We start from the raw sequence: 24,458 nt of genomic DNA, 5'->3' as shown, positions 1-24,458 counted from the left end.
GTCAGCCGACCCGGCGGACCGGCACCTGCGTCGTCGTCACGGCGGCGGGCGGCAGCCCGAAGGCGGTGAAGAGCGGGCCCTGGCCCTTGCGGGCCCGGTCGTCCTGGACCCGCAGCGCCACCCCGGCGCGCAGCGTGCCGGAGACCCGGGTGACCCACACCGAGCCGGGCCCGCGGACCCCGACGGCGACGGTGCTGTCGACCGGCACGTCGACCGTGCTCGACCGCGCGGCGCCGGCCGCGTCGACCGTGGTCACCGTGGCCCGCGCCGGACCGCCGGTGGCGACGAGCGTGAGCACGCCGTCGAGCTCGGCCGACAGCGGGACCCCCGCCGTCGAGGTGACGGGGTCGGTCGAGGTGACCCAGGCGAGGTCCGACGGGTCGCCGGCGGCCGCGCCGCGCCGCTCGAGCATGAGGCCCGCGACGACCGGGTGGTCCGAGCGCAGCTCGACGGCGTCGGTGGCCGACGGGAGCGAGCCGAGGTCGATGTCGAGGACGTGGTGGCCCTTGACCCGCACGACCGGGCTGACCGGCAGCGGGTGCGGGCCGTCGGCGGCGAGCACGCGCGCCTGAACGACCGCCTCGGCGTCGCCGGGGACGGCGATCCGCAGGTGCGCCGGCCCCGCGAACGACGCGGCCGGGATGACCTGCTGGGTGCTGGGGGCGGCCGACGGGACGGCGTCGTCGCCGCCGCGCGGCACCGCGCCGTCGACCCAGCTGTCGGCGAGGACGGCGCCGAGGACGCCGCCGGACGCGGTGACGTGCACCACCGGGGACTCCTCGCCCCCGACGAGCGCGTCGAGCAGCAGCGAGGTGCGCCCGTGCGGGGGGACGGCGACGTCCTGGCCACCGGAGGTCGCGAGGACGCCGGCGGCGCCGAGCACCTCGACGTCCGCGGTGACGGGGTTGGCGCCGGGGTTGACCAGGACGAGGCGCTCCCGGCGGGTGCTCTGCCCGCCGCCGGCGACGAGCCACGACTCGGCCCGGGCGGCCTGGCAGGGCGCCGCGGAGAGCCCGCGGGCGTCGGAGTCGGTGCGCAGCCAGGTCTGGACGGCGGCCACGCCCGGGGCGAGCGCGCCGCCGGCGACGACCTCGACGGGGGTCGCGCCGGTGACCGTCGTGCGCAGCAGGCTGCCCCGCGCGGTGGCCGTGGCGGCCGTCGTCGACGGCGTGCGCAGGCGCAGGGTGCCGGCGCTCCCGGTCGGCCGCACCCCGCCGAGGGCGCGCGCCGGGGCGGCGGCGGCGAGGACGGTGGTCGCCCCGCCGTCGGCGGGGACGGCGGACAGCCCCTCGGTCTCGGGGCCGGCGCAGACGAGGGTGGCGGAGGTGACGGGGCGCAGCGCCCCCGCGGCGGAGCCCGCGGCCCCCGCCGGGGCGGCGGAGGCGGCGGCCGCCGCGGCGGCGGTGCCCGCGGGCGGCGCGACCTGGACGACACCGGGGACGCGGGCGGCCCCGACGACGAGACCGGCGGTGGCGGCGGCGAGGAGGACGGCCCGCACGGGTCCGGTCAAGCGGTGGCTCACGACAGCCTCCGGCTGCGTCGGGTGCCGAAGGGCACGGCGAGGAACAGCACGACGGCCAGCAGGGCCAGCTGCGCGAGGAACCAGCCCTCCGTGGTCGGCGGGAGGTCGACGACGAGGCGCCCGCCGTCCGCGGGGAGCACGTACGACGGCGTCCCCGAGCCGGGCTGCGCGGCGAGCCGCCGCCCGTCGACGGTGACCGTCGCGTGGGCGGTCCAGTCGGGCGACTCCGCGAGGACGAGCCGGCGTCCGCTCGCCCCGGCGGGCAGGTCCACGTCGACCGCGCCGTGCGGTCCGGTCACCGGGAGCGCCTGCAGCGGCCGGCCGGAGGCGTCGTCGACGCGGACCCGGGACGGCGCCAGCGGGGCGCCGGCGGCCCGGTCGGCGGAGGTGCGCGGCAGCACCCGCCACAGGGTGCGGCCGTCGCCGCTGCCGAGCCGGGCCAGGCCGGCGGCCGCGTCGAGGCTGCGGGTGAGGGTGAGGCCGGAGTCGCCGCCCAGGCTGACGAAGCCGACCCCGAGGTCGGCGAGCCGGTCGCCGAGGCCGGCGCCGGACGAGGAGTCGAGGGTGCCCGAGGCGACGGCGCCGACGAGGTCGCCGACGCCGGGGTCGGTGGCCAGCGGCGTGACCAGCCCGCGCTGGGGGCTGCCGGGCTCGTCGCCCACCAGCTGCCAGGACACCCCCGAGCCGGCGGTGTCGCGGTCGAGGACGAGCAGCCGCGACGCGGCGGGCCCGCGGGCCTGGTCGACGGCGACGGCGGGGCGGGCGTCGGAGCCCGCGACGAGCTCGTCGCCGACCCCGTCGCGCACCTGCAGGGCCATCGTGGCGAGGACGCCCGCGGCCGTCACGGTGACGGCGACCAGCCCGAGCAGCCGGCGCCCCTCGCGCCACGAGCCGCGCGGCCGCAGGGGCAGGCCGCGCCAGCCGACGAGGACGGCGCCGAGCAGCGCGACGAGGAGCAGGTCGGCCCCGGGGCCCGCCCACGGGGTGGCGGGGACCGGTGCGCCGTCGTCGCCGAGGGCCGGGCCGACGACGACCCGGGGGGCGGCGAGGGCGGCCGCGGTGCCGAGGACGGCGAGGACGCCCAGCGCGGTGAGGGCCGCACCGCGCCCGCGCGGGGAGCGCGCGAGCCCCACGAGCGCGAGCAGGCCCACCGGGGCCAGCAGCAGGGCGTGGACGAGGCCGACCCCGCCGGCGACCCGGCCGAGGGCCACGAGCCACGGGTCCGCCTCGGGGGCGGTCCCGAGGTCGAGGAGACCGGGTGCGCTGAGCAGCAGCCGCGGGTCCTGCGCGAGGCGCAGCGCCCAGGGTCCGAGCAGGGCGAGCGGCACCACGGCGAGCACCAGCCCGCGCAGGCGAGCGGTGAGGCCGCGCCCGACGAGGGCCAGCCCCAGGCCGACGGCCACGACGACGACGAGGTCGACGGGGACGAACGCGCTGAGCGCGGCGGCGCCGAGGCAGGTGGCGAAGACGGCGGTCCACGTCGTGCGGGTCGAGGCGGCCCCGAGCAGGCCGGCGAGCACGAGCGGCAGCAGGACGTGGGCGAGCGCGGCGAAGAGGCGCCCCTGGGTGAGCGACTGGGCCAGCACCGGGCTCGCGGCCCAGGCCAGCGCGACGAGGGCGCGCAGCCCGGCCCGCCTCGTGACGACGCGCCCGGCGAGGTAGGCGGACACGGCCGACAGCGGCAGCGAGGCGACGAGCAGCCACGCGATGGTGACCGAGGCCGGTGAGCGCCCCTGGTCCACCCCGGGCAGCCACTGGGCCAGCCAGGTCAGCCCGGCGAGCAGCCCGACCCCCGGGCCGGCGTCGGCGGCGGTGCCGAGCCCGGCGCCGTGCCAGCCGTCGCGCCACAGGTGCCACAGGCCGGTGGCGGTCGTCGAGACCGGCGTCAGCTCGCCGCCGGACAGGCCCGAGCCCTCGGCGTCGAGCAGCCCGGCCCCGAGGAGCCGGCGGACGGTGAGCAGCGACACCGCCGCGGCGAGGACCGCGACGACGGTGCCCGGGTGGGTGAGGACGCGCTGCGGCAGCGACGCCGCGGTGACGGTGAGGTCCTCGGCCTCCTCCGCGACCGGGCCGGTCTCGGCGCTCGTCGCCGCCGGGCGGCCGCCGCGCAGGAACCACGGCCGCTCGAGGGTGACCGCCTCCTGCACCTTGTCCCAGGTGTGCCCGAGCGCGGCGCGCGAGCCGACGAAGACGGGCGCGAGGTCGGCCCGGCGCACGCGCCGGGTGTGCCGGCCGCGCCAGCGGGCGCGGGCCCCGGCGACCGGGTGGGCCAGCGCACCGAGGTCGCCGAGCTCGACCCACGCGTGCAGCGGCCGCTTGAGGACGAGCAGGGCGAGCGCGGAGGCGAGGCCGCTCACCGCGACCCAGACCGCGAGGACCGGGGCGATCCACCAGGCGCAGCGGGTCAGCGCGACGCGACGCGCGGCGCGCCGGCCGGCGGCGCGGTGCGCGACGAGCCAGCGGGGGGTGGCGGCCGAGCCGCCCTCGGGCTCGCCCGCGAGGTCGGGGTCCGCGTCGGCGCCTCGACCGGCGGCGTGGTCGGCGCCCGTCCCCGGGTCGGCGTGGGGCGGCGACCCCGGGTCCGGGTCGAGCGGGTCGAGGGGGTCGGCGTACGGGCGGGGGGCCGGCGTCTGCCCGACCGCGGGGACCCCGGCGGTGCCGCCGAGCGCGGGGACCGGGCCGGGCAGGGCCACGCGGGTGCGCGCGGCGGGGGCCACGACGACCCGGTGACCGGCGAGCTGGGCGCGCCAGCCGAGGTCGAGCCCGGCGCCGGCCGTGCCGAGGTCGGGGTCGACCCCACCGACGTCGGCGACGACGTCGGCGGCGACGAGCGCCCCCTCGAGCGCGACGGCGAGGACGTCGCCGCGGTCGTCGTACTGGCCCTGGTCGGGCTCGCCGAGGGCCGGGGCGTCGAGGCGTCGTCCGGCCCGGGTGACCTGCTGCCCGAGCTCGACGAGCAGCCGGGGGTCCTCCCACGCGACGAGCTTGGGGCCCACGAGACCGACCGTGCGGGACGCGCGGACGGTGCCGAGCAGCCGCTCGAGGGCGTCGGGGGCGGGGGCGACGCCGGGCCGCAGCAGCCACAGCCAGCGGCGGGCGCCCGGGCGTGGCCCGGGGCCGGGCCCCGGCTCGGGCTGCGGGTCGGGGGCGGCCTGCGGGTCGTCCGAGGTCTCGGCCGGCGTGTCGCAGGAGGGGCCGGTGGCCCGGGCGAGCGCCTCCAGCCCGCTCTCCCCGGCCGGACCGGCGGGCAGGACGCGGACGAGCTCCACCGCCCGGCGCAGGCCGGGGTGGGCCTGCACGCGCGCGACCACCCCGGGCGGGGCCGAGGCGGTGGGGACGACGAGCAGCTCGTCGACCGGGCGGGTCTGGTCGGCGAGCGCGCGGACGGTGTCGTCGAGGACGTCGTCCACCGCCGCCGGGTCGGTCGCGGCGCCGCGCTCGCCGCGGCCGGGCACGTCGGCGGGCAGCACGAGCACCGCCACGACCCACGGCTCGGCCGAGGGGGCCGGGGGCGGGGTCGCGGCGGTGACGGGCGGCGGGGCGGTCGTCGTCACGGGTCCGTGGCGGAGGGGAGCGCCGGGGCGCTCAGACCGCCCGCTTCTTCAGCTTGCGGCGCTCGCGCTCGGACAGCCCGCCCCAGATGCCGAAGCGCTCGTCGTTCGCCAGGGCGTACTCGAGGCACTCGGCCCGGACCTCGCACCCCACGCAGACCTTCTTGGCCTCGCGGGTCGAGCCGCCCTTCTCGGGGAAGAACGCCTCGGGATCGGTCTGGGCGCAGAGCGAGCGCTCCTGCCAGCCGATCTCCTCCTCCGGCTCCTGGTTGAGAGCCACCAACGTCAGCTCGTGCACGGCTTCCTCCTCGACCCGTTGTCTGCCTGCACCGGTGTCCACGCGTCGTCCCCGGGCCGCCCACTTCGTCCGGCTTCGGCCCGATGCGCGAAGGACATGCAGGGAATTACACGCGTGTCATTGTCATCGTGTCAAGCGCAGGTCTGATATTTGCCGACGACCTCGGCCGTCTGATAACGCCGCCCACCCTCCCGTCGCCGTCTCAAGGGCGGCTCAGAGGCGGCTCAGGGGCGGCTCAGGACGCCCCCGGCCGCCCCGCGGGGCCGCTCCCGGGCACGGCTGACAGACTCGGCCCATGCGCATCACCGCCCTGGCCGGAGGCGTCGGCGGAGCCCGGTTCCTCCGGGGTCTGCTCGGCCACCTCGACCGCACCCCCGAGCTCGCGGGGTCGCAGGTCACCGTCGTCGGCAACACCGGGGACGACATCACGCTCTTCGGGCTGCGGGTCTCCCCCGACCTCGACTCCGTGCTCTACACGCTCGGCGGCGGGGTCGACGAGGGCCAGGGCTGGGGCCGCGCCGGCGAGAGCCACCACCTGCAGGAGGAGCTGGCGGCGTACGGCGTCCAGCCGCAGTGGTTCGGTCTCGGCGACCGCGACCTCGGCACCCACGTGGCGCGCTCGCTGTGGCTGGGTCAGGGGCAGACGCTGTCGCAGGTCACCGCCCGGCTGGCCGCGCGGTGGGGGCTGCCGGAGCGCGGCGTGACGCTGCTGCCGATGACCGACACACCCGTCGAGACGCACGTCGTCGTCGAGGACGAGCAGGGTCGGCGGGCCGTGCACTTCCAGGAGTGGTGGGTGCGGATGCACGCCGCCGTCCCGGCACAGCAGTTCGTCGTCGCCGGGATGGAGGGCGCGGTGCCCGCCCCCGGTGTGCTCGAGGCGATCCGCGAGGCGGACCTCGTCGTCCTGCCGCCGAGCAACCCGGTCGTCTCGATCGGGATCGTCCTCGGGGTGCCCGGGGTGCGCGACGCGCTGCGCGGCTCGCGGGCGCCGGTCGTGGGCGTCTCGCCGATCATCTCCGGCTCCCCCGTGCGCGGGTACGCCGACGCGTGCCTCGCCGCCATCGGCGTCGACGCGTCGGCCGGCGCGGTCGCCGGGCTGTACGCCGACTTCCTCGACGGCTGGCTCGTGGCCGAGGACGACCTGTCCGCCGCGCGGACGACGCTGCGGGGGGCCGGCTCCTCCCGGCTCACGGTCGAGGGCCGCCCGCTGCTCATGAGCAGCCCGCAGGCGGCGGCCGACCTCGCCGGCGCCGCCGTCGACCTCGGGCGGCGCCTGGCCGACCGTCGCCCCGTCGCCTGAGCCCCACCCCATCCCGACCGACAGGACGCCGTACGCCGTCGTGACCCCCCTCGTGCTCACCCCGCTGACCGGCGTGCCGGAGGTGGCCGCCGGCGACGACCTCGTCGCGCTGCTGCTGGCCGCGGTCGAGCGGGCCGGCACCGGGTGGGCCGAGGGAGACGTGCTCGTCGTCTCGAGCAAGGTCGCCTCCAAGGCTCTGGGGCTCGCGGTCGGGCTCGACGACCTCGACCCGGCCGACGAGCCGGGCCGGCTGGCGCGCAAGGAGTCCGTCGTCGCGGCGCAGACCTCGTGGGTGGTCGCCGAGCGGGCGTCGGGCGACGACGGCCGCGGCGTGACCCGCGTCGTCAAGGCCGCCGCGGGGCCCGTCATGGCCGCCGCGGGGGTCGACGCGTCCAACACGGGCGGGGTCGACCACCTGCTGCTCCTGCCGGACGACCCGGACGCCGTCGCTCGCGACCTGCGCGCCGGCCTGCGCACCGCGACGGGGCTGCGCCGGCTCGGGGTCGTGCTGAGCGACACCGCCGGGCGCGCCTGGCGGGTGGGGCAGACCGACTTCGCCCTCGGCGCCGCCGGCGTCCTCGTCGCCGACGACCTACGCGGTGGGGTGGACGCCGACGGCCGGCCGCTGGCCGTGACCACCCGGGCCGTCGGCGACGAGCTCGCGGCGGCGGCCGACCTCGTCAAGGGCAAGGTGGCCGCGGTCCCCGCTGCTCAGCTGCGCGGGCTCGAGCCGGAACTCGTGACCGACGAGGACGCGCCGGGAGCAGGGGCGCTGGTCCGGACCGGCCCGCAGGACTGGTTCGGCCAGGGCCGGGCGGAGGCGGTCCGCTCCGCGCTCGGCGCGGCCCCGGGAAGCGAGGCGGCCCGCCGCGTCGGGCTGCCCGCGGCGGGACCCGAGCCCGTGGGGCCGCGGCTGGCCCGGGCGGTCACCCTCGCGCTCCTCGAGGCGCCCGACGCCGGCGCCGACGTGGGACCGGGTGCCGGTGGCCCGGGCGGCACGGTCGCCCGCGTCGTGCTGACGGACCAGGACCCGGTCGGGCTGGGGCTCGTCACCGGACGGCTGCTCGTGGCGCTGCACGGCGAGTGGCTCGAGGGCGTGCTGACGTCCCGCGACCCCGCCGGGGTCGTCGTCGCGGTCCGCGACCGCCTCGCCGCCGGCTGACCGCCCGAGCGCGACGGGCGCCGCTCAGCGCGGCAGGTGCGTGCGCGGGGCCATCCGCGGCCCGTGCCGCGGCCGGAACGCGCCGGCCAGCTCGAGCAGCCGCTGCACGCGGTAGCGGTGGCCGGCGTACGGCGCGAGGAGCTCGGCCAGGCCGTCGTCGTCGACCTCCGAGCCGGTGAGGGCCCAGCCGATGTTCTTCGCGACGTGGTAGTCGCCGAAGCTCACCGCGTCGGCGTCCCCCAGCGCGCGCTGGGCGACCTCGGCGGCCGTCCACACGCCGATCCCGGGGACGACCCGCAGCCGGGCCCGCGCCTGCTCCGGCGGCAGCGCGGCGACCGCCTCGAGCCGGCCCGCCACGGAGACCGCGCGCACGATGGTGGCCGACCGCTTGGGGTCGACCTGGGCCTTGAGCCACTCCCACGACGGGATGGCCGCCCACTGCCGGGGGGTCGGCGGCACCCGCAGGCCGCGGTCGGCGTACGGGCCGGGGGCGGGCGCGCCGAACCGGTGCACGAGGCGCCGGTAGCCGCCGAAGGCCTCCTGGCCGGTGACCTTCTGCTCGATGATCGCCGGGACGAGGGCGTCGAGGACGAGACCGCTGCGCGGCACCCGCCAGTGCGCGTGCCGGCGCCAGGCGTCGGCGACGGGGGGGTGGTGCCCGACGAACCCGCTGGGGTCGTCCTCGTCGCCGAGCAGCCGCGGCAGGGTCTCGAGCGCCCACTCGGCGCCGTCGCCCCAGGCGCGGGCCTCGACCTGCCCGAGCGCCGGCCGCGAGCGCAGCTCCAGGGTCGCCGGCCCCGTGGGCGCGTGGAACGCCCGCACGAGCCCGGTCGGCCCGAGCTCGCTCGTCGGGTCCCCGCGCCCGCGCCGGAAGGTGGCCAGCACCTGCCCGAGCGCCACCGACCGCTCGCTGCGCCAGTGGCGCTCGAGACCCGTCGTCGTGCCGCTGCCGCCCACCTGCCCAGTCTCGCCCACTCCACCGACAGGCCCCGCGAATCCGATTCGCCGGGCTCGGCTCGGGTCGTGACCCGAGCCGAGTGCCGCGGATCCGATCCGGGTCAGCCCCGGCGGAAGGTGAGGCGGGCCAGGCCGTAGGCGCGCTCGGCGCGCGGGTGGGCGGCGGCACCGCGGGCGGCGGCCGCGACCTGGAAGGCCAGCGGGCCGTCGAGGTCGCCCACGAGGGCCAGGCCCGACTCCCCCGCCCGCGCGACGACGCCGCGCAGGTCGGCGCGGGTCATCCCGCCCGGCACGCCGGGGACGGCGAGCGGCACGGTGACGACGAGGATCCCGCCGTGCCGCAGCGCCCAGGCGGCGCGGCCCACGGTCTCGTCGACGTCGTCGGCGTCGCAGCCGTCCGGGTGCAGCCGGGCGAGGACGTCGAGCGAGTCGAGGTCGAGCTCGACGTCGTCCTCCCTCTCGTCGTCCCTCTCGTCCCCCGCGTCGTCCCCCGCGGGCCGCCCGAAATCGACCGGGGCGTAGCCGACGGCCCGGGCGAGCCGGCTGAACGCCGAGCCCTCCCCGGCCTCGTCGACGAGCACGGCGGTCCGGCGCCCGTCGTCGACCAGGCGCACGACGGCGGCGAGGGCGCCGAGAGCGGCCCAGGTCGCGATGGGGTCCGCGCGGGGCAGGCCGAGCCGGCGGGCCAGGGCCCGCGCGTCGTCGGCGACGTCGGCGTCGAGCAGCACGTCGGTCGGGGCCAGCCACTCGGGCAGGTCGCGCGCGTCGAGCGTGCGGACCACCTGCTGGGCGCGCCGGGCCCTTCTCGCGGCGGCCCAGCGCCCGACCAGGGCCCGGGCGCGGGCGGCCGTCGCATCGAGCGGCCCGCGCTCGGGGGCCGGCCCGTCGTCGGACGCGCCGGGCGGCGGCCCCGCCATCGCGGACGGGAGGGGGGCCACGAGCGCCTCGATCGCGCCGACGTACCGGGCCCAGTCGCCGGGCAGCGCCGGCTCGTCGTCCCCGACCGCGGGGTCGGTGGGCCGGTCGACGGGGTCGGGGGCCCGGGTCGCGACGCCGGCGCCGCCGACGCTCGGGACGGGGACCGGGGCGACCGACCGGGCGCCGACGGCCAGGGTGAGCAGGGCGGGCCACGGCGTCACCGAGACCCGCTCGGCCCCGAGGGCGCGGGCGGTGACGACGCCGCCGTCGTCGTGGACGAGGACCGCGTCGCTGAGCCGCACCAGCGACCCGGTGACCCGGGCGACGGCCCACCGGCCCGGGCGCGGCAGCGGCTCGGCGGCGACGAGGACGACCGGCGGGACCGGCCGGGTGCGGCCCCGCAGCCGCAGGCCGCGCAGCAGGGCGGCCGTGGCGGGTGCCGTCCGGGCCCCGCCGTGGACGACGACGACGGCGTCCGCCGCGAGCAGCCGCCGGCTCGTGCGCCACCAGCCGGTGATGCGGTCGCGGGCCGAGGCGCTCTCCCCGCCCCAGGTCAGCAGGGTGACGTCGTGGCCGGCGTCGAGCAGCACCGGCGCGAGCCGCGCGGTGTGCCGGGCGCCGAGCCCGCGCACGGGGTGCGAGGGGCCGACGAGCACCACGCGGAGGAAGGCCGACTGGGGGTCCACGCCACCGGTGTCGCGCATGCGGCGAGCGTAACCCCGGCGTCGCGCGGCCACCCGCGTCCGCCGGACCCCGGCGCGCCGTCCTAGCCTGCGGGGATGCCGACCGCCGCCCGCCCCACCACCCCCGCCGCCGTCCTGGCCGCGCTGCTGCGCGCCGACGCCACCGCGCCCCGCCTGACGACGTACGACGACACCGACGGCCCCGGCGGCGGCGAGCGGGTCGAGCTATCCGCACGGGTGCTGGCCAACTGGGTGGCCAAGGCGGGCAACGCCCTGCAGGACGAGCTCGACGTGGGCGCGGGCGACACCGTCCTGCTCGCCCTGCCGCCGCACTGGCGGGCGGTCTACTGGGCGCTGGCCGCGTGGAGCGTCGGGGCGGTCGTGGAGCTGCCGGACGGGGACCCGGTCGCGGCGTCCGGGGCCGCCGACGGCGTGGTCGTCTCCGACGACGTCGACGTCGTCGCGGCGGCACCCGGCCCCGCGGTGCTCGTGTCGCTGCCGATGCTGTCCCGGGCCCACCCGGGCGCCCCCGTGGGGGCGATGGACGAGGCGCGCGAGCTGGCGACGTACGGCGACCTGCTGACCCCCCTCGACGACCTCGGCCCCCACGACGAGGCCCTCGTGCGGGGAGCGACCCGGCTCACCGCGGAGCAGGTCGCGCGGTCGCGCCCCGAGTGGGGCGAGACCCCCCGGGTCCTGCTCCGCGGGACGGACCTGGCCGACGTGCTGGCCGACGCCGTCGCCGCGTGGGCGGCCGGCGGCTCGGTCGTCCTCGTGCGCGGCGGTGCGGCCGACCAGTCGGCCCGCGCGCAGGTGGAACGGGTCACCGTCGACGCCCGCCGCGGCTGAGCGCCGTTCCGCCGCAGGGGTGCTCAGCCCAGGTCGACGGTGAGCGCCGGTCCGGTCCGCTCGCGGACCTCGTCCTCGGTGACACCGGGCGCGAGCTCGCGCAGGACGAGCCCGTCGGCGGTGACGTCGAGGACGGCGAGGTCGGTGATGATCCGCTGCACGACGCGCTGACCGGTCAGCGGCAGCGAGCACTCGTCGACGATCTTGTGCGACCCGTCGCGGGCGACGTGCTCCATGAGGACGATGACCTTCTTCGCGCCGTGCACGAGGTCCATCGCCCCTCCCATCCCCTTCACCATCTTCCCCGGAATCATCCAGTTCGCGATGTCGCCGGTGGCGGAGACCTGCATGGCGCCGAGGATCGCGGCGTCGACCTTGCCGGAGCGGATCATCCCGAACGACGTGGCCGAGTCGAAGATCGAGGCGCCGCGGCGCAGCGTCACCGTCTCCTTGCCCGCGTTGATGAGGTCGGGGTCGACCTGGTCGTCGCGCGGGTAGGCCCCGACGCCGAGCAGCCCGTTCTCGGACTGCAACACGATCTCGACGTCGTCGGGGACGTAGTTGGGCACGAGCGTCGGCAGACCGATCCCGAGGTTGACGTAGTCGCCGTCCTGCAGCTCGGCGGCCGCGCGGGCGGCCATCTCCTGGCGGGTGAGGGCCATGCTCAGGCCTCCTGTCGGTCGGCGGGCCCGGCGGCCGGGTCGGGGGTGACGGTGCGCTTCTCGATCCGCTTGTCGGCCGCCTGCTCGGGAGTCAGGGCGAGCACGCGCTGGACGTAGATCCCGGGCAGGTGCACCTGGTCGGGGTCGAGCTCGCCCGGCTCGACGAGGTGCTCGACCTCGGCCAGCGTGACCCGTCCGGCCATGGCGGCCGGCGGGTTGAAGTTGCGGGCCGAGGCGTGGAAGACGAGGTTGCCGTGCCGGTCGCCCTTCCAGGCCCGCACGAGCCCGAGGTCCGCGACGATCGCGTGCTCGAGGACGACGGTGCGGGTCCGTCCGAACCACTCCAGCTCGCGGGTCTCCTTCGGCGGCGACGCGAGCGCGACCGAGCCGTCGGCGGCGTACCGCCAGGGCATCCCGCCCTCGGCGACCTGCGTGCCCGCGCCGGTCGGGGTGAAGAAGGCGGGGATGCCCGAGCCTCCGGCGCGCAGCCGCTCGGCCAGCGTGCCCTGCGGGCACAGCTCGACCTCGACCTCGCCCGAGAGGTACTGCCGCTCGAACTCCTTGTTCTCCCCCACGTACGACGCGATGACCCGCCGGATCCGCTTCTCGCGCAGCAGGACCCCCAGGCCCCAGTCGTCGACCCCGCAGTTGTTGGAGACGACCTGCAGGTCACGGGCCCCCGAGTCGAGGACCCCCTGGATGAGCACGGAGGGCACGCCGCACAGGCCGAAGCCGCCGACGGAGAGGGTGTCGCCGTCGCGCAGCCCCTGCAGGGCCGCGGCGGCGTCGGGAACGACCTTGTCCATGTCGGCGACCCTACTGCCGGCCGGGCGAGCGGCAGGACGCACCCGGCACGCGGGCCCGGGACACCGCACCTTCCGAGGCGGTCGTGGCACCATGGCGGTTCGCCGGGACGCTCGTCCACCCCCGGCGTGACGTCCGCCCGACCCGCCCCGCCCGCCGCGTGCACCGCCGGGATCTCCCCGAGAGGAGCCGACCATCGTGAGCAGCCGCGACCGGTCCCCCGACGAGGCCCGCCCTCTGCCCACCGGACGGTGGGCCCCCGACGACGAGGTCTGGGACGACCAGCCCTTCGAGGTCGACACCCGCCAGGCCGCCGGCGCCGCCCCCGCCGGCGGCGACGCCTTCACCGTCGACACGCGCGACGCCCGCGACGGCCGCACCGGCCGCGGGGGCGCGCGGTCGGCGGTCCGCTCCCCGCAGCGGGCGGCCCGGCGCGCACCCGCCGGCACCCTGTTCCCCGAGGACGAGGGGTACGCCGCCCCGGCCCCGCGCCGCTCGCGCGGTCCCGCCCCCGAGCGTCGCCCCGACGGCCCGGTCGGTCCCGGCGGTCCGGGCCCCGGTGGTCCGGGCGGGCGCGGCGGGGACGGGCGGCCCGGGGGGCGTCGTACGCGCCGCCGGCGGCTGCTGCGGACCGGCACCGCGCTCGTCGTCCTGCTCCTGCTCGCCTACGTCGCGGTCGAGGCGTGGATCCCGTGGAACGCGTGGAACCACGTCCAGCGCGTCGCCGACGCCCCCGCGGGCGACCGCCCCACGGACACCGCGGGCCGCAACTACCTGCTCGTCGGCTCCGACGGCCGCGAGGGCCTGACCCAGGCCCAGCAGCAGCAGCTCAACGCCCAGGGCGGCGACATCGGCCAGCGGACCGACTCGATCATCATGGTCCACGTCCCCGACGGCGGCGGGAAGGCCGCGCTCATCTCCTTCCCGCGTGACTCCTACGTCCCGATCCCGGGCTACAAGAGCAACAAGATCAACGCCTCCTTCGCCTTCGGCGGCCCCAAGCTGCTCGAGGCGACGATCGAGCAGAACACCGGGATCCACGTCGACGGCTACCTCGAGATCGGCTTCGCCGGGTTCGCCGGCGTCGTCGACAGCCTCGGCGGCGTCGAGGTCTGCGTCCCGTTCGACATGAAGGACCAGTACGCCGCCATCGACCTCAAGAAGGGCTGCCAGACCCTCAGCGGGCCGACCGCGCTCGGCTACGTCCGAGCCCGGCACTCCGACCCGCGCGGCGACATCGGCCGCGCCGACCGCCAGCGGCAGTTCCTCGGGGCGATCATGCACAAGGCACTGACCCCCTCGACGGTCCTCGTGCCGTGGAAGGAGAAGGCGTTCGCCGACGCCTCCGCCAAGGGCCTGTACGTCGGCCAGGACACCGGCCCGACCGACGTGCTCGCCATCCTCCAGGCGCTGCGCGGCGTCGACGGCGGCGACACCCTCTCGCTCGTCGTGCCGATCGCGACCGAGAGCTACCAGACCTCCAACGCGGGCATCGCCGTCAAGTGGGACACCGAGAAGGCCAAGGCCCTCTTCACGATGATCAAGAACGACGAGCCGCTCACCGTCGCCCCGTCGGGCACGACCAGCAACGAGTGAGCCGTCCGGTCGCCCGGGTCGACGACCCGGACGGCCGGACGCCCGGACGCCCAGCGGCCTGCGGTCAGGACGTCCAGGCCCTCCATAGGGCGGCGTACTCGCCGTCCCGGGCGACGAGCTCGTCGTGGCTGCCGAGCTCGGCGACCCGCCCGTCGATGACGACGGCGATCCGGTCCGCGTCGTGGGCGGTGTGCAGCCGGTGCGCGATGGCCACGACGGTGCGCCCGGTGAGCAGCGCGCCCAGCGACCCTTCGAGGGTCCGGGCGGTGCGGGGGTCGATGAGCGAGGTCGCCTCGTCGAGGACGATGGTGTGCGGGTCGGCGAGGACGAGCCGGGCCAGCGCCACCTGCTGGGCCCGCGCGGGCGTCAGCTCGAGCGCCCCGGAGCCGACCTTGGTCTCGAGACCGGCCTCGAGGCCGTCCACCCAGGCGGCCGCCCCGACCGCCTCGAGGGCGCGCCGGACCTCGGTCTCGCTCGCGTCGGGCCGGGCCAGGCCGACGTTGTCGCGCAGCGTCCCGATGAAGACGTGGTGCTCCTGGGTGACGAGGGCGACCTCGGAGCGCAGCACGTCGAGCGGCAGCGAGGTGAGCGCGACCCCGCCGACGGTCACCGACCCGGTGCGCGGGCCGTGGATGCCGGACAGCAGCCGGCCCAGCGTCGACTTGCCCGACCCGCTCGGCCCGACGATCGCCAGCCGCTCGCCGGTGCGCAGGTCGACGTCGACGCCGTGCAGGACGTCGTGGCCCTCGCGGTAGGCGTAGCGCAGGTCCTGCCCCACCAGCCGCGACCCCTCGGGGCGCTCCTCGCCCTCCTCGCGGTCGGGCGGCACGGTCGCGATGCCGAGCAGGCGGGTCGTCGAGGCGACGCCGACCTGCACCCGGTCGACGGTGTGCACGAGCATGTCGAAGGGACCCCACAGCGCCTCGACGTAGAGGATCGCCGTCGTCACCTGGCCGAGCGTCGCCCACCCCTGGACGACGCCGACCGCGCCGACGACGAGGACGAGGACGCGCGGGAGGCTGAACGACAGATCCATGACGACGAACATGAGGTTGCGCAGCGTCATGCCGTAGCGCTCGGCCTGCCCCGAGACGGCCAGGTCGTCCTGACCGCGGCGCAGCCGGGCGCGCTGGATGCCGAGCGCCTCGACGGTGCGGGCGCCCTCGACGGTCTCGGTCAGCGTGGTGTTGATCCGCGAGTAGGTGCCGCCCTCGGTGAGGTAGGCCCGCGGCGCCCGGCGCAGGTAGCGCACGATCTGCACCAGCGCGACGGCGATGAGCACGAGCGAGGGCAGCGACAGCAGGAGCGAGTTGGCCAGCATCGCCACGAGGGTGAGCACGACCGTCGTCCCGGCGACGAGCGACTGCGGCAGCGCCCACCGGACGCTGTCGCTCATCGCCCCGACGTCGCGGGTGACGCGGGTGACGAGGTCGCCGGACGAGGCGCTCTCGACCTTGGACAGCGGCAGCCGCAGGATCGCCCGCACGACGTACTCGCGGGCGTCGGCGAGCATCCCCTGGCCCAGGACGGCGGCTCCGGCGGACCCGACGAAGGTCAGGGCGGCCTGTCCGAGGACGAGCGCGACGAGGACGAGCGCGGTCGAGGTCGCGGTGGCGAGCACGGCGTCGCCGGTGCCGTCGCGGACCCCGGTGACCGTCGTGTCGACGAGCCCGCCCAGCAGCCGCGGGACGAGCAGACCGCACAGCGCGGCGAAGGCGTTGCCGGCCACGACGACCGCGACGCCGACCCGCCGTCGGCGCAGCAGCCCGCCGATGAAGCCGAGCACGGCGGAGGCGGGCGCGATCGGCAGCCCCCGCGCGGGGTTCATCGTCGCGGCGACGAAGTCGCGGGCCCGCTGCTCGCGCAGGGCGTGGCGGCGACGCAGCGCCCGCAGCCGCTCGGGGACACCGGCGCTGGTCGGCGGCACGAGCTCCGGCGGGAGGGCCGGCCCGCTCGCCTCCCCGGCCCAGGTCCGCGCGGACTCCAGGGCGAGGTCGGGCGGCAGCAGCGAGGTGCTCATCGGGTCACCCCCTCGGGCTGGTGGCGGTCGGTCAGGTGGGGTGAGGGGCCGTCGGGCGCCCCCGCGTCGGCGTACGACGCCCCGTCGGCGGCGGGCGGCAGGTCGGCGTCCTCCCCGCGGGTCACGACGGAGCGGTAGGCGGCGCTGGTCGCGACGAGGTCGGCGTGCCGACCGCGCGCGGTGGCCCGGCCGCCCTCGAGCAGGAGCACCTCGTCGGCGTGGTGCAGCAGCAGCGGCGAGGCGGTCATGACGACGGTCGTGCGGCCGGCGCGGTGGGTCCCGAGGCGCTGGGCGATCCGGGCCTCGGTGTGCGCGTCGACGGCCGACGTCGGCTCGACGAGGACGAGGACCTCGGGGTCGAGCGCGAGCGCCCGGGCGAGCACGAGCCGCTGGCGCTGACCGCCGGACAGCCCGCGGCCGCGCTCCTCGAGCTCGCCCTGCCAGCCGCCGGGCAGGGCGTCGAAGACGTCCTCGGCGGCGGCGGTGACGAGGGCCTCCTCGGCCTGCTCGCGGGTGAGCCGGTCGTGCGGGTCGAGCGCGTGGCGCAGCGTCCCGGCGAAGGTGTAGGGCGAGGTGTCGCTGACGAGGATCCGCTCGCGCACCTGGGCGAGGGGCACCTGCGACAGGTCGACCCCGCCGACGGTGACACCCCAGCGGCGCCGGGCCAGCTCCTCGTCGCGGCGCACCTGCTCGGCGCGCGCCACGGCGCGGCGCCGGCGCTCCTCACGGGCGGCCCGGCCCTTGAGGCCCTCGGGCAGCTCCTCGCCGACGCGGGCGTCGTCGTCACGCGCGAGGTAGCGCCCCAGCCGGTCGGCGAGCGCGGCGGACTCGTCGGGCTCGGCGCTGACGACCATGGTCAGCCGGCCGGGGCGCACGACGGCGCCGGAGGACTCGTCGACGATCTCGGCGAGCCGCGGGAGCGCCTGCGGGTGCTCGGGCTCCTGCCACGGCGGTCGCTGGCCGAGGACGACGACGGCCTTGTGGGCCGAGACGAGGGTGCGGGTCCACTTCTGCGCGAACTCGACGAAGGTGCGCATCGGCTGGATGAGGAAGAGCCCGTAACCGAGGAAGCTGACCAGCTGCCCGACGCTGAGCCCGCCGGCGACGACCTCGCGGACGCCGAGCCACATGAGGGCGACGACGAACGAGCCGGAGAGCAGCACGCCGACCGCCTCGACCCCGGCCTGCCAGCGGCCGGCCTGGACGCCGGCCTCGCGCACGCCCTGCGACTGGCGGGCGTACCCGTCGCCGAAGGTCTCCTCCCCGCCGATGCCGCGCAGGATGCGCAGGCCGGCGACGATGTCGGTGGCCTGCGACGTCAGCTCGCTGGAGCGGGTCCGCTCGACGCCCTGCCAGCGCTGCATCGGCCGCAGCAGCGGTGCGCCGAGCAGGACGAGCAGCGGCGCGGCGAGCAGGACGAGCAGCCCCAGCTTGACCGAGGTCGCGAGGACGATGCCCGCCACGACGAGGTAGGCGACCAGCTGGCTCACCGCGCGCGAGGCGACCTCGAGGAACGCGCCGAACTGGTCGCCGTCGCTGCCGGAGACCGACAGCACCTCCCCCGTCGGGGTGCGGCGGGCCGAGACGTGCCCGAGCTGGAGGGTCTTGCGGGTGACGAGCGACGTCGTGCCGTAGAGCGCGATGAGCCACTGCCGCACGATGATCGTGTGGTAGCAGATCCCGCTCGCGGCCCCGACCACGGTGACGACGGCGAGCAGCACGACCCAGCGAGTGGCGCCGCCGGGGTGGCCGGAGGCGATGCCGGCGTCGATGGCGTGGCCGACGACCCAGGGCCCGAGGGCCTGCGGCACCATCCACACCAGCGCGACGACGAACCCGAGCGCGACCAGGCCCCGCTGCTGGCGCACGAGCCACCGCAGGAAGGCCGGCGCGCTCCGCGTCTCGGGCGGGTCGTCGGTGTGGTCGAGGTAGGCCCGGACGGTGGGCGGGAAGTCCTGCATGGCCCCGCCACGCTATCCGTGGGCACCGACACCGGGCGACCGGGTTTCCGGCCGCCCCCTCGGCGGCGCCGTACGGCGTCCCGGCTCAGGCGGGTGAGCCCGCGGGCTCGGACGTGCGCGCGTCCGCCGCCGCACCGTGGCCGCCGCCCGGCATCGGATGGCTGCGCTCGAGCGAGGCCCCCTCGACGTCGACGTCCGGCAGGATCCGGTCCAGCCAGCGCGGCAGCCACCAGGCGGCGCCGCCGAGCAGGTGCATGACGCCGGGCACGAGCAGCATCCGCACGACGAAGGCGTCGAGCAGGACGCCGAAGGCGAGCCCGAAGCCGATCGGGCGGATCGTCGAGGAGTCGCTGAAGATGAAGCCCGAGAAGACGGAGATCATGATGATCGCCGCCGCCGTGACGACGGTCCGGCCCGCGCGGAACCCCTGCCGTACGGCGACCCGGGGCGAGGCGCCGTGCGCCCACGCCTCGCGCATCCCCGAGACGAGGAACAGCTGGTAGTCCATGGCCAGGCCGAAGAGGATCCCGATCTCCAGCGTCGGCAGGAAGCTGAGGATCGGGCCCGGGTCGTGGGTGCCGAAGACCGTGGACAGCCAGCCCCACTGGTAGATCGCCACGATCCCGCCGAGCGCGCCGAAGAGCGAGAGGACGAAGCCGAGCGTCGCGATCAGCGGGACGAGCAGCGACCGGAAGACGAGGATCATGATGACGAAGGAGAGGCCGACGACGAGCGCGAGGTAGACGGGCAGCGCCGAGGCGAGCTTGTCCGACACGTCGATGTTGCCGCTGGCGTTGCCGGCGACGCCGATCGTCGCGGTCGACCCGCCGACCGTGGGCCGCAGGTCGCGCAGGTCCTGGACGAGCTGGGCGGTGACCTCCCCGTTCGGGCCCTGCGTGGGCACGACCTGGAAGGCGAGCACGGTCCTGTCCGATGACGCCCCGATGGGCGCGACGGCCTGGACGCCCTCGAGCTGCTTGACCGCCTGGCCCACGGCGAGCTGGTCGCCGACCAGGGTCCCGTCCGAGGCGGGCTGCGCGAGGGTCGCGACGACGAGCAGCGGCCCGTCCACGCCGGGCCCGAACTTCGCCTCGATGGTCTTGTAGGCGTCGTACTGGGTGGAGCCGACCGCCTCCGACGAGCCGTCGGGCAGGCCGAGCCGCAGCGACAGCGCGGGGATCGCGACGACGACGAGCGCCACCGCGGCGACGACGGTCGACAGGACCGCGCGCCGGGTGCTCATCGGCCGGTCGACCGCGACCGCCTCGTGCCGCCCGACCCCGTCCCGCTCGCGCCGCCGCAGGACCCGGTGGCCCAGCAGCGAGATGAGGGCAGGGGTGAGGGTGGTCGCGACGAGGATCGCGACGAGGACGCAGAACGCCGCGACCGTGCCCATGAGGCCGAGGAAGGGGATGCCGGTGACGTTGAGGGCCAGCAGCGCGATGAGGACCGTCGAGCCGGCGAAGACGACCGCGTTGCCCGACGTGCCGTTGGCCAGGCCGATCGACTCGTGCAGGTCCATGCCGGTGCGCAGCTGACGGCGGTGGCGGTTGAGGATGAAGAGCGAGTAGTCGATGCCGACGGCGAGGCCGAGCATGAGCCCGAGCACCGGGGTCACCGAGATCATGTCGACCGCCCCCGAGAGCGACAGGGCGGCGAGCACGCCGACACCGACCCCGACGAGCGCCGAGACCAGCGGCAGCGCGGCGCCGAGCAGCGTGCCGAGCATGACGAGCAGGACGATCGCGGCGACGACGAGGCCGATGACCTCGCCGGGCCCGGCGACCTTGGGGACGCTCTGCGACAGGTCGTTGCCGATGTCGACGGTGACCCCGCCGATGCCGGCGGTCGTCACGATGCGGGTCAGCTCGTCCTTGGTCGACTGCGCCACCGCCATGGCGTTCTGCTGCAGCGTGACGGGGATGAGGGCGGCGCTGCCGTCGCGCGAGACGGTGCCGAGCCCGTCGGCGAGGCCGGCGAGCGCCTGGCCCTGCTGCAGCTGCTGCGCGGCGTCGTCGAGCTTCTGCTCCTGCGTCGCGATCTGCTGCAGGACCGCCGGCGGGTTGCCCAGCGCCTGCGCCTGCGCCTTGGCCGCGTCGAGCTGCTGGCGGCCGGCGGCGAGCTGCGCCGCGCCCTGCTCGAGCTTCTGGCGCTGTGCGTCCGCGTTCGCGGCGGTGGCGAACGGGTCGGTGGCGGAGCGGACGCCGGGCACCGCCTCGAGCTTCTTCAGCAGCGCGGCGACCTGCTGCTTCTGGCTGTCGGTGAAGGGCCGGCCGTCGTCGGTGTGCGCGACGAGGGTGCCCGCGCCGCCGGCCAGCTGCGGCAGGTCCTTCGCCAGCTGGTCGGCGACCTTCTGGGTCGCCGTCCCGGGGATGGTGATCGCGCCGGACAGCGCGCCGTGGCCGACGCCGTACCCGACGCCAGCGAGGGCGATGAGCACGACCCAGCCGAGGACGACGAGCAGCGCCCGCCGGGCGGCGAACCGGCCGAGCCGGTAGAGCAGAGAGGCCATGTCGGGGCTTCCTGTGAACGAGGTGACGAGGTGGACCCTGCGGCGCTGCAGGCGGGGTGGAGGAACGGAGGAGGAGCGGAGGAGATCAGCCGGTGGCGCGGACGTGGCCGTGGCGGACGGTGTCGATGACCTTGTCGAGCAGGGCGGACCACCGGCGCCGGGTGGCGGCGGAGTCGGCGCCGCCGGTCTCGAGCAGCCAGTGCTCGCCGACGACGGCCACCCCGGACAGGAGCGACTCGACCAGGAGGGTGACGTCGAGCGGGTCGGCCGCGGGGTTGCGCCGCACGACCTCGGCGCGCAGCCGCTCGGAGGCGAGGGCGAACCCGTGCTGCACCAGCCACTCGGGGCGCTGGTCGCGGGGGTCGTCGGACGGGGCGTCGCCGACGAGCGCGTGGATGGTGCCGATGGCGCTGACGAGGTCGGTGGCCCGCAGGGCCCCGGCGACGTCGTCGAGGACGCCGCCCATCGTGCCGTCGCCCAGCGGCGCCGTCCGCGCCGTGTCGGTGAAGGAGTCGATGACCCCGTCGAGGGTGCGGGCGCACAGCGTCGAGGTGACCTCGTCGAGCGAGGCGAAGTGGTTGAAGACCGTGCGCCGGGAGACGTCGGCGCGCTCCGCGAGCTCGTCGACGCCGTACGACGTCCCGAGCGGGCCCCGCTCCAGCGCGAGGTCGCGGGCCGCCACGAGGATCGCCTCGCGGGTGCGGGTGCGCTGCTCGGCGCGCCGGTCCCGCAGCAGCTCGGTGGTCACCACATAACACTAAGTGCAACGTTGCACTGAGTGCAACCTAGCCGGCGAGGAGGCGGAGGAGCTCGGCCTCCCGGGAGACGTCCGCGCTCAGCGTCCTCCACAGCAGCTCGTGGTCGATCGCCCCGTGCTCGTGGGCGACGACGTCGCGCATGCCCTTCATGGCGCGCCAGCTGATCTCCGGGTGCTCCTCGACGACGTCGCGGTCGTCCCGCTGGATCCGCGCAGCCGCCGCCAACCGCGCCACCATCGGCGGCGACGGGTGCCGGCGTCCGGACTCGTACGCGGCGATGGTGGACCGGGCGACACCGGACAGGTCGCCGAGCTCCTGCTGGGTCAAGCCCGCTGCGGTGCGCAGCTGCGCGATCGTCGACGTGCCGGCCTTTCTCTGATGTCGATGAGATGGCCTGGTCGGCCTCCCGTCACCCCCCATGGCTGCGAGACCCGGCACCCGGCCCTAGCGTCAGGACCATGAGCGACCAGCAGCAGATGACGACGGCCCGGATCCCTTCCGCCGGAGCGAAGTTCGAGATCGTCCAGGTCCCCGTGCCCGAGCCGGGCCCGGGTCAGGTGCGCGTCGAGGTGCACGCGTGCGGGGTGTGCCACAGCGACTCGCTCACCGTCGAGGGGGCGATGGGCAACGACTTCCCGCGGGCCCCCGGCCACGAGGTCGCCGGGGTCGTCGACGCCGTCGGCGACGGCGTGACGGGGTGGTCCGCCGGCGACCGCGTCGGGGTGGGCTGGTTCGGCGGCTGCGACTTCACCTGCGAGGCGTGCCGCCGGGGCGACTTCATCTCGTGCGCCAACGGGCAGGTGTCCGGCATCGCGTACGACGGCGGGTACGCCGAGTACATGGTCGCGCCCGCCGAGGCGCTGGCCCGCATCCCCGACGACCTGTCCGACGTCGACGCCGCTCCCCTGCTGTGCGCCGGCATCACGACCTTCAACGCGCTGCGCGAGTCGGTCGCCCGACCCGGTGACCTCGTGGCGATCCTCGGCGTCGGCGGCCTCGGGCACCTGGGCGTGCAGTACGCCGTGAAGATGGGCTTCGAGACCGTCGCCATCGCGCGCGGTACCGGCAAGGAGCAGCTGGCCCGCGAGCTCGGGGCGCACCACTACCTCGACTCGACCGCGGTCGACGTGGCGCAGGAGCTGCAGTCGCTCGGCGGCGCCAAGGTCGTCCTCGCCACCGTCACCGCCCCGGAGGCGATGGCGGCCACCCTCGGCGGCCTCAAGCCCCGCGGCCAGCTGGTCGTCGTCGGCGCCTCGGCCGACCCGATGCCCGTGCCGCCGTTCGCGCTCATCCCCGGCTCGACCGCGGTCCAGGGCCACGCCTCGGGCACCGCGCAGGACTCCGAGGACGCCATGCGCTTCAGCGTCCTCACCCACGTCCGCCCGATGGTGCAGACCATGCCGCTCGAGCAGGCCCAGGAGGCGTACGACGCCATGATGGCCGGCGACGCGCGCTTCCGGATGGTGCTGACCACCGGGCGCTGACCGACGCCGGACGACGAGGGGCCCGGACCTGCTGGTCCGGGCCCCTCGTCGTGCTGCCGCGCTGTGGGCGGCCCCCGCCGCGCTGTGGGTGCCCGAGGGCCCGACTGCTTGAGCCCAGGGGCTCCGGCGGGGGCGCGCTGCTACATGGTTGCCCGCCCCCGGGGAGGCGCAAACCCCCGACGGCGGCTCAGCCCACGAGGTGCTCGACGGCCAGCTGGTTGAGCCGGACGAAGCCGAAGTCGCGCTGCGCCAGCTCGTCCGGGTCGTGGTGCTCGTCGGCGGCGAGGAAGTCGGCCAGGCTCTCCCCCGGCGCGAGCGTGGGCTCGGCCAGAGAGCCGACGCCGGCGTACGCCATCGCCTCGGTGACCCGCGGATCGGCGCGGAAGGCGCGGGCCTTGTCGGCCAGCAGCAGGTAGGTCTGCATGCAGGCCCTGGCCGACTCCCACACCCCGGGCAGGTGCTCGGTGCGCGAGGGCTTGTAGTCGAAGTGCCGCGGGCCGTCGTAGCGGGGGGCGTCGGGGTTGCCGGCGAACCCGTTCTCGAGCAGGTCGACGGTGAAGAACGCCGACAGCAGGTCCCCGTGACCGAAGACGAGGTCCTGGTCGTACTTGAGGCCGCGCTGGCCGTTGAGGTCGAGGTGGAACAGCTTGCCGCTCCACAGCGCCTGCGCGAGCTGGTGGGTGTAGTTGAGGTTGGCCATCTGCTCGTGGCCGGTCTCGGGGTTGAGCCCGACGATGTCGCCGTGCTCGAGCTCGGCGATCATGGCCAGCGCGTGCCCGACGGTGGGGAGGAAGATGTCGCCGCGCGGCTCGTTCGGTTTGGGCTCCAACGCGATCCGCAGGTCGTGGCCCTGCGCCTTGATGTACGACGCGACGGTGTCCAACCCCTCCTTGTACCGCTCGAACGCGGAGTGCAGGTCCTTGCTGCCGTCGTACTCGCTGCCCTCCCGGCCGCCCCACATGACGAAGGTCGAGGCACCGACCTCGGCCGCGAGGTCGACCGCGCGCAGCACCTTGCGCAGCCCGTAGCGGCGCACCGACCGGTCGTTGCTCGTCAGCCCCCCGTCCTTGAAGACGGGGTGGCTGAAGGTGTTGGTCGTCACCATCTCGATGACGAGTCCGGCCGCGTCGGCCGCCGCCCGCAGCCGCCCGACCCGGTCGCGCACGGTGGCCTCGTCGGCGTCGAGCGGGAAGACGTCGTTGTCGTGGAAGGTGATCCCCCACGCGCCCAGCTCGGCCAGGCGCTCGGCGTACTCCCACGGGTCGAGGGAGGGGCGGCTCGGTCCGCCGAACGGGTCGGTGCCCGTCCACCCGACCGTCCACAGCCCGAAGGAGAAACGGTCCTCACGGCTCGGCGTCATCGTCGACATCGTCCACCTCTCTTTTGTTTCACTAAAGAACAAAAGACGACGCTAGAGG

At 76.7% G+C, this 24,458-nt stretch carries 18 protein-coding genes; 5 read left to right on the top strand and 13 right to left on the bottom strand.

Annotated elements, in window-relative coordinates; all coding sequences use genetic code 11:
• Position 1: 1 nt before the first annotated feature.
• Genes FB458_RS13100 through FB458_RS13090 form a run of 3 tightly spaced genes read right to left on the bottom strand, consistent with a single transcriptional unit; the run spans position 2 to position 5,371 of the window.
• Positions 2 to 1,522 (bottom strand): DUF5719 family protein, encoded by a 1,521-nt coding sequence (locus FB458_RS13100; RefSeq protein ID WP_141848880.1) that lies wholly within the window; start codon positions 1,520 to 1,522, stop codon positions 2 to 4.
• Positions 1,519 to 5,076 (bottom strand): glycosyltransferase, encoded by a 3,558-nt coding sequence (locus FB458_RS13095; protein WP_141848879.1) that lies wholly within the window; start codon positions 5,074 to 5,076, stop codon positions 1,519 to 1,521. The genes FB458_RS13100 and FB458_RS13095 overlap by 4 nt, the downstream gene beginning before the upstream one ends.
• A gap of 31 nt (positions 5,077 to 5,107) precedes the next feature.
• Positions 5,108 to 5,371, bottom strand: coding sequence for a WhiB family transcriptional regulator (locus FB458_RS13090; RefSeq protein WP_141848878.1), 264 nt, complete (start codon positions 5,369 to 5,371; stop codon positions 5,108 to 5,110).
• Between the two features lie 295 nt (positions 5,372 to 5,666).
• On the opposite strand from FB458_RS13090, the gene cofD reads away from it, so the two are divergent.
• Both cofD and cofE read left to right on the top strand, forming a co-directional pair.
• Positions 5,667 to 6,674, top strand: coding sequence for a 2-phospho-L-lactate transferase (cofD, locus tag FB458_RS13085; protein WP_141848877.1), 1,008 nt, complete (start codon positions 5,667 to 5,669; stop codon positions 6,672 to 6,674).
• A 40-nt stretch (positions 6,675 to 6,714) separates the two neighbouring features.
• The gene (gene cofE, locus FB458_RS21650) at positions 6,715 to 7,836 is read left to right on the top strand and encodes a coenzyme F420-0:L-glutamate ligase (RefSeq protein WP_211356036.1); all 1,122 of its coding nucleotides are present in this window, start codon (positions 6,715 to 6,717) and stop codon (positions 7,834 to 7,836) included.
• Between the two features lie 24 nt (positions 7,837 to 7,860).
• Here the strand turns inward: cofE and FB458_RS13075 are convergent, their stop codons facing one another.
• Together FB458_RS13075 and FB458_RS13070 are read right to left on the bottom strand one after the other, a co-directional pair.
• Complete coding sequence (locus FB458_RS13075; protein ID WP_246061204.1) at positions 7,861 to 8,793, bottom strand: DNA-3-methyladenine glycosylase family protein; 933 nt, start codon at positions 8,791 to 8,793, stop codon at positions 7,861 to 7,863.
• Positions 8,794 to 8,894: 101 nt separating this feature from the next.
• The gene (locus FB458_RS13070) at positions 8,895 to 10,415 is read right to left on the bottom strand and encodes a hypothetical protein (RefSeq protein ID WP_141848876.1); all 1,521 of its coding nucleotides are present in this window, start codon (positions 10,413 to 10,415) and stop codon (positions 8,895 to 8,897) included.
• Between the two features lie 75 nt (positions 10,416 to 10,490).
• Here FB458_RS13070 and FB458_RS13065 point away from each other — a divergent pair, with 75 nt between their 5' ends.
• Positions 10,491 to 11,243 (top strand): TIGR03089 family protein, encoded by a 753-nt coding sequence (locus FB458_RS13065; protein ID WP_141848875.1) that lies wholly within the window; start codon positions 10,491 to 10,493, stop codon positions 11,241 to 11,243.
• Between the two features lie 23 nt (positions 11,244 to 11,266).
• Here FB458_RS13065 and FB458_RS13060 read toward each other — a convergent pair whose 3' ends face one another.
• The gene (locus FB458_RS13060; protein ID WP_141848874.1) at positions 11,267 to 11,905 is read right to left on the bottom strand and encodes a CoA transferase subunit B; all 639 of its coding nucleotides are present in this window, start codon (positions 11,903 to 11,905) and stop codon (positions 11,267 to 11,269) included.
• A 2-nt stretch (positions 11,906 to 11,907) separates the two neighbouring features.
• Complete coding sequence (locus FB458_RS13055) at positions 11,908 to 12,711, bottom strand: CoA transferase subunit A (protein WP_141848873.1); 804 nt, start codon at positions 12,709 to 12,711, stop codon at positions 11,908 to 11,910.
• A 196-nt stretch (positions 12,712 to 12,907) separates the two neighbouring features.
• Here FB458_RS13055 and FB458_RS13050 point away from each other — a divergent pair, with 196 nt between their 5' ends.
• Complete coding sequence (locus tag FB458_RS13050) at positions 12,908 to 14,305, top strand: LCP family protein (protein WP_246061203.1); 1,398 nt, start codon at positions 12,908 to 12,910, stop codon at positions 14,303 to 14,305.
• Between the two features lie 64 nt (positions 14,306 to 14,369).
• Here FB458_RS13050 and FB458_RS13045 read toward each other — a convergent pair whose 3' ends face one another.
• From FB458_RS13045 to FB458_RS13025, 5 genes are all read right to left on the bottom strand, one after another.
• On the bottom strand, positions 14,370 to 16,325 hold the full coding sequence (locus tag FB458_RS13045; RefSeq protein ID WP_141848872.1) for an ABC transporter ATP-binding protein: 1,956 nt from the start codon (positions 16,323 to 16,325) through the stop codon (positions 14,370 to 14,372).
• Positions 16,322 to 18,286, bottom strand: a complete 1,965-nt coding sequence (locus FB458_RS13040) for an ABC transporter transmembrane domain-containing protein (protein WP_141848871.1) — start codon at positions 18,284 to 18,286, stop codon at positions 16,322 to 16,324. Before FB458_RS13040 ends, FB458_RS13045 begins: the two co-directional genes overlap by 4 nt.
• An 85-nt stretch (positions 18,287 to 18,371) precedes the next feature.
• Entirely contained in the window at positions 18,372 to 20,798 is a 2,427-nt protein-coding gene (locus tag FB458_RS13035) for an MMPL family transporter (protein WP_141848870.1), read from the bottom strand.
• Positions 20,799 to 20,883: 85 nt separating this feature from the next.
• Positions 20,884 to 21,546 (bottom strand): TetR/AcrR family transcriptional regulator, encoded by a 663-nt coding sequence (locus FB458_RS13030; RefSeq protein WP_170185675.1) that lies wholly within the window; start codon positions 21,544 to 21,546, stop codon positions 20,884 to 20,886.
• A 37-nt stretch (positions 21,547 to 21,583) separates the two neighbouring features.
• Positions 21,584 to 21,976, bottom strand: coding sequence for a helix-turn-helix domain-containing protein (locus FB458_RS13025; RefSeq protein ID WP_281286125.1), 393 nt, complete (start codon positions 21,974 to 21,976; stop codon positions 21,584 to 21,586).
• Between the two features lie 38 nt (positions 21,977 to 22,014).
• On the opposite strand from FB458_RS13025, the gene FB458_RS13020 reads away from it, so the two are divergent.
• Positions 22,015 to 23,040: an alcohol dehydrogenase gene (locus tag FB458_RS13020; RefSeq protein WP_246061202.1), complete on the top strand. Its 1,026-nt coding sequence runs from the start codon at positions 22,015 to 22,017 to the stop codon at positions 23,038 to 23,040.
• 187 nt (positions 23,041 to 23,227) lie between these two features.
• Here the strand turns inward: FB458_RS13020 and xylA are convergent, their stop codons facing one another.
• Positions 23,228 to 24,409 carry a xylose isomerase gene (gene xylA, locus FB458_RS13015; RefSeq protein ID WP_211356035.1) on the bottom strand — a complete coding sequence of 394 codons (1,182 nt, stop codon included), beginning with the start codon at positions 24,407 to 24,409 and terminating at the stop codon, positions 23,228 to 23,230.
• Positions 24,410 to 24,458: the final 49 nt, after the last annotated feature.

Origin of the sequence: Lapillicoccus jejuensis (genome assembly GCF_006715055.1) — a bacterium.
Classification (GTDB): Bacteria; Actinomycetota; Actinomycetes; order Actinomycetales; family Dermatophilaceae; genus Lapillicoccus; species Lapillicoccus jejuensis.
The sequence above is the reverse complement of the archived record's forward strand: the minus strand, read 5'-3'. Positions and strand labels throughout refer to the sequence as shown.